The following is a 5,265-nucleotide window of genomic DNA, read 5'->3' on the forward strand; positions in this document are numbered from 1 at the left end:
CTTTTCGGACAGGGTACGCAGGTTTTCCATTGCGTTTTGGGGCAGGCCATATACTTTCAAAGATTTTGTCATGCTGTTGTTCCAAAAAACACCCGGCAATCTTGCCGGGATGGACGGTATGTTTCAGACAGCCTAACGTTCAGGCGAAGCATCCGGAGATTGCGACACTTCGGCGTGTCTCTCTGCGACGGCCCTGACTTGCGAGCGGTAAAAATGGGTACGCGCCTGATTCTGTATGTCGGGCGGCAGTCCGGCGATGGTTTTTTCCAGCGCGTGTTCCAAAACGGCACGCTGCTGTTTTTCCGCAGCCGTCAGCGTCGCCCCCTGCATCTGATAGTGGTGTTTGGCCAATTTCAGGCCGCCGTGCGGACTGTCTTCCGGTGGTCGGGATGTGTTGTCGGTCATGGTGTTCTCCAAAAAAGAAGGCCGTCTGACTTCAGACGGCCTGTACGGGGAATCGTCGGCATAGGGATTATCGGGACTGAACAGCCCGCTGTTGTCGGTGGCGGACTTGATTTGTCCGGCTCCGTTGACGAAATAGCCGCTAAAACCGCCTTCGCGACGGCGTTTGTCCCAAAACCTTTTGGCCATGTCGGTTTGCGAACGGGCGGGATAGATGAGTTCGCCGGTCTGCCGTTCGGCAAAACGGTACAATACCGCCGCAATGCCCAGCCCGCGGTATCCTTCCGCAAGTTCGGCCTTGTACGGCACAAGGTAGCTGCCGTCGGGTTTGGAAACGGGGCGGTTGCTAAGAAACGGCGGTTCGCCCGCCCGTTCCCGCCACAGCGACAGATAACCGACGGTTTGGTTGTCGGCGGTATGGACGGTAAACGTCCGCAGGTTTTCATGCGCGGCAAACCGGAGTGTTTCGGTAACGGCTTCGCTTTTTTCCACCGGCACGGAAACGGTCCGGGTCCGTGTGTGGGTTTCGGCATCCAGCCCGTCTTTCGGTACGGACGACACCGCCAGCACCCGCCCCTGCGTATCGTATTTCACATAGCGCGTCTGTTCTTCCCTGATGCGCCGTTGCTGCTGTTCCGTGCGGACAACCTGCCGGGTAACGGTAATGTGGTCGGGCGCGGGAGCGGGGTAAAACACCTTCGGTTCGCCGTTGCCGTCCAGCAGGTTGCGGGAAACCGCCCCGTTTTGCCAATCGCCGAACCAAGCCTTGAATTCGGGCGTGCGCACCTGCACCCATTGACGGTAATCCAGTTCGGTTTTGCGCGCAGCCTTGGCCGTCTCATAGGCTTCACGCCCGCCGATACGGCTCTCGGTTTCGTAATAGCCGGGAGATTCCCGCTGTTCTGTCATAGTCATGGCGCTCCGAAAAAGGAAGGCCGCCTGAAATTTCAAACGGCCCAACGGTGCAAGAAAATCAGCGGTCGAAGGAAATTTCGCTTTGTCCGGGCGGTTCGGGTTTCTGAACCTGCCGTAATCTTTCTTCAACCTGGCTGGTATAAAAATTGATGCGCGCCTGCATCTGCGTCTGCTCGGGCAGCCCTTTAATCAGGGATTCCATTTGTGATTCCAGCAGACGGCGGCGTTCCTGTTGCGGCGGCGGCAGGGTAAGGGTCTGCTCCGTATAACGCTCTTGTGCTAACTGCAAACGTTCTTGCAGGGATTGTTCGCGGGGCGGTTGCCCGGTAACGATACTGCCCGGCAGATTTTGCCCGACCTCTATCCGGTCTTTCCCGATGCTTTGTTCAAATGCCATCACAAAGTCTTTTATCTTGGCCGCATCACGGCTGGCATACAGAATTTCCTGCGGATCGTTTTCAAGCACCTGAATCCAGCTGTTTACATAGTTTGCGTGGCTATCCGGGTTGTGCGGCAAACCAAGCTCCCGTGTCAGCATCAGCGAGGCGATTTCGGCACGCAACTCCTCCCTCGCATATTCGGGCGTGCCGTATTTGTTCATCATGTCGCGGTTCAGACGGCTTTCATGGCCTGTCCAATGTCCGAGTTCGTGTAACGCAGTAGCGTAATAAGCACCGGTGCTGATGAATTGCTCTTTGGGCGGCAGCACAATCTTGTCCGGGCCGTGCGCGTAAAACGCCGCATCAATATCCATGTGCAGGATTTGTGCCCCGGACGACAACAACAGCTTTTCTGCCCTGTTGTGGTCTGTCATCACCATTGTTTTTTCATACGCCGGCAAACCGTCCACCTGAGCGGCGTTGAAAACTGTGAACGATTTCATATAAGGTTTTTCCAGTCTAACCCTTTCTTTTAGCGGCTCGCCGGCTGCATTGCGGACAACCTTGCCGTTTTCGTCTTTGGCCGACCGTTCCGTATGTGTAATCAGCTTGAGCAGAGCAACCCCTTTTTCCCCTTTGCGTACCTGTGCACCGACCGATTGCGCCTGCCGGTAAGTCAGCCAGCGGGGATCATCGCGCCGCTGCATCATTAGTTCCAGCGCATTGCCACCCTGATAAGGCTGTCCGGTTACATGGTTGAAAGGTATATCTTTCCCCATTTTCGGATCCCACGGCTTTTGAAAGGGGGCGGTGCCCTGTTTTAACTGCTCAATCAGTTCGGCAGCCACCCGTTCGGCAAACTCATTTTGAATGTTGCGTTTCGTCTCACTCATTGCACTCTCCCGCAAAAGCAAAAATCCCTGCCGTTTGGCAGGGATATCGCCGGTAGGGCGGTTATTTCCAACCGCTTAAATCAAGCAGGGCTTTGGCATTTTCCGGTTCGTCGGGATTTGCCAAATACGCGCTCATTGCCTCGTAGGATGCCGTTGCCGCCAAATAGCGTTCACGTTGTCCGTCATCAAGCTCTGCAAGCACCGCCGCTTCTTCTTCGGTGAGGAAATTTTCCAATACGTCGGATTCCGTGCCTCCGTCTAACCATTTGTGCATTATTTCTCCTTAACTTTCGTTGAACGAAAACAGCCCGGAACACCTAGGCTCCGGGCTGTGTGGTTGGTTAACGGCCGATTTCCATTTCAGGCTGCCGTTGCCGTTCCTGTCGCTGTTGCTCGTGCTGCAACTGCGGTGTCTGCTGCTGCTCGTGGGCCTGCGCCGGTATCTGAATCGGTTTGGGCAGATGCAGGTTGCGCCCCGACATCTGCTTGGCGGTATGTTCGTAGTAGTTGGTCAGGGCCAGCGTCCGGGCATCGCCTTTCAGATCGCGTATGGTGTCCAGCACGTTGCGCTCGTGAAAGGCCAAAAGCTGTTTGTTGGCCTTGGAGAGCTTGGCGGCTTTGTTCATATACGCGCCTTTTGCGGCAATAAAGCCGGTTTCCAGCGCCGCCGCCTTCATACGCCCGGCCGCCACAGCCACTTCCGAAGGAACTTCCCCTTGCCCGATACCCTGCAACGGCACACCCTGTTGGGTATCGGCAACGTGGGAAGTGTTGATGGCAGCATCCGACGGTGTGGAACTTTGTGCCATCAGCCTGTCGGCTTTGGATAAAGCGGCCGTATCGGGTTGGACGGCAACCGTTTCCTGCTCCTGCCGCTGCTCTTTTTGCCGGTCCGACACAATTTCCATTTTGAAGAGATTGCGGTGGACTTCTTTTTTCTCCATGCCGGTAAAGTTGCCCGCTTCGTCGCGCACAGGCACATCGATTTCCACCGGCTGTTTGCCCAGCGAATGCAATCGGATGCGGTCGCCGATTTCCGCACCGCTGCGCTCCATCGCGTCGGGTAAGTCCACGCCCCAAACGGTGCGCTCCTTGCCGTCTTTTTCCAAAACGATGAACGGGCTGGGCTGGTTTTTGGGGTTGTGCTGATACGGGGCATTGCCCACGCTGACGATACGTTCCCCGGGTTCGGCAGCGGCGGCGGTTTGGGCGCGGGTTTCAGACTGCCTTTGCCGTTTGTCGCCGGGATAGGGTGCGGGCGGTACTTTTTCGGCTTCGGGGGTAACGGCAGGGGCGCGCCCGGGTTGCGGCTCAATGCCGTTTAACGACCGTTCCTGCCGCAGCCGTTGCAGCAACGCCAAATCTTCCGGTGTCGGCCGGTAGCCGCTGGTGCGGATGCCTTGGCTTTCGGCGGCCACATACATCATGGCCTTGAATTCTTTGCTGCCGGAAAGTTTGATGCTGTCCCAGCCTTTTTCTTTGGCCACTTCCAGCATATCGTTGACGGTCTGCGCGTCGGTTTTGGCGGTGCTGATTTTTTTGCCGCTGTCGGTAAACAGCACGGTGGTGTGGTTGGCGGCGGAAAGGTATTTGCCGTCGGCCACAACGTAACGGCTCTTGATGCTGTCGGGCGGTATGCGGTAGTTCAGGTCGGTAACGGGCTTTTTATGGCCGGCGGAAGCGGCCAAATCGGGTTGCCCGGCTTCCGGCGCAGCGGCGGGTTCGGGATTCTTATCCGGCTGTGCTGCGGCCGGGGTTTCCTTATCGGCTTGCGCTTTGCCGTCGTCGGCTGCGGGGCTGTCTCCGCCGCCGTGTTCCCGCCTGTGGCCGAAGACATGGCCGGGGTCAACGCTCTGATACGGTTCGGGTTCCCGTGTGCGGCGTACCGCCGCATATTCGATAGCGTTTGCCGGTTCGGCATCGGGTTGCGCCTGATTAGGCGCGGTATGGTTTTCAGTAGCGGCCATTTCAGGCTCCTGTTCCTGTAAAGGAGTCGCCGGAATTTCGGCGGCTTGGGGCGGCGGCTCGGCTGCGGGCGGGGCGGTGTAACCCGACAGACGGGCTTCTTCGGCTGCCACCGCCGCCCAATCTGTTTCTTCGGGTGCGGGTTGCACCGGCGCGGGTTTGATTTCCGTTTCTGCTTCGGGAGCCGGCTGCGGCCGTCTGAATGCCGATTCGATGCGTTCGCGCACGGCATCGATGCCGGCCAGTTGGTGCAGGTCGTTGAAGTCGCTGGGCAGGTTCAGCCCGTTGGTTTTCTGATAAGCCTGAATCTGCGTCATCGTGAATTCGGGCTGCACCGCCACGGCGCGCCCGCCAAAAAATGCCGCCGCCTGCCGCGCCTTTTGAATGCCGGTTTGCGATGCGTCGTTATCCACCGCCAGCATTACCGGCACATCGGCGGGCAGGTTTTTGGCCAACCGCTCCGACACCGTAACCATATTGCCGGCGTTGAATGCCACAATCACGGGTTTGCCTGTTGCCTGATGGATACTCGCGGCAGTAGCGTAGCCTTCTGCAATCACCAGGCCGTCTGAAAGCTGTTCGGCATTGCCTACCACGGCGTAACCGCCTTTAACCTGTCCGCCGGACAGGAAACGCTTATGCCCGTCTTGGTTGATGGACTGCACATTGACGATTTCGCCGCCGTAATACAGCGGCACCACCAAATTGTC

4 protein-coding genes are annotated in these 5,265 nt (G+C 57.6%); all 4 read right to left on the reverse strand.

The window, feature by feature from the left end; translation table 11 throughout:
• Positions 1–132: 132 nt before the first annotated feature.
• Complete coding sequence (locus ACEYDX_RS04605) at positions 133–1,317, reverse strand: hypothetical protein (protein WP_373740858.1); 1,185 nt, start codon at positions 1,315–1,317, stop codon at positions 133–135.
• 58 nt (positions 1,318–1,375) lie between these two features.
• Positions 1,376–2,590, reverse strand: coding sequence for an ArdC family protein (locus tag ACEYDX_RS04610; RefSeq protein ID WP_373740859.1), 1,215 nt, complete (start codon positions 2,588–2,590; stop codon positions 1,376–1,378).
• Positions 2,591–2,651: 61 nt separating this feature from the next.
• Positions 2,652–2,864, reverse strand: coding sequence for a hypothetical protein (locus ACEYDX_RS04615; protein ID WP_373740860.1), 213 nt, complete (start codon positions 2,862–2,864; stop codon positions 2,652–2,654).
• Between the two features lie 67 nt (positions 2,865–2,931).
• Positions 2,932–5,265: LPD7 domain-containing protein (locus ACEYDX_RS04620; RefSeq protein WP_373740861.1), on the reverse strand; the 2,334-nt coding region annotated here is incomplete at its 5' end.

The organism is Neisseria sp., assembly GCF_041804105.1.
Classification (GTDB): domain Bacteria; phylum Pseudomonadota; class Gammaproteobacteria; order Burkholderiales; family Neisseriaceae; genus Neisseria.

Bases quoted from the DNA above. Each gene is read 5' to 3' on its own strand.
- ACEYDX_RS04605 (WP_373740858.1), bottom strand. From the start codon at position 1,317: ATGACTATGACAGAACAGCGGGAATCTCCCGGCTATTACGAAACCGAG.
- ACEYDX_RS04610 (WP_373740859.1), bottom strand. From the start codon at position 2,590: ATGAGTGAGACGAAACGCAACATTCAAAATGAGTTTGCCGAACGGGTG.
- ACEYDX_RS04615 (WP_373740860.1), bottom strand. From the start codon at position 2,864: ATGCACAAATGGTTAGACGGAGGCACGGAATCCGACGTATTGGAAAAT.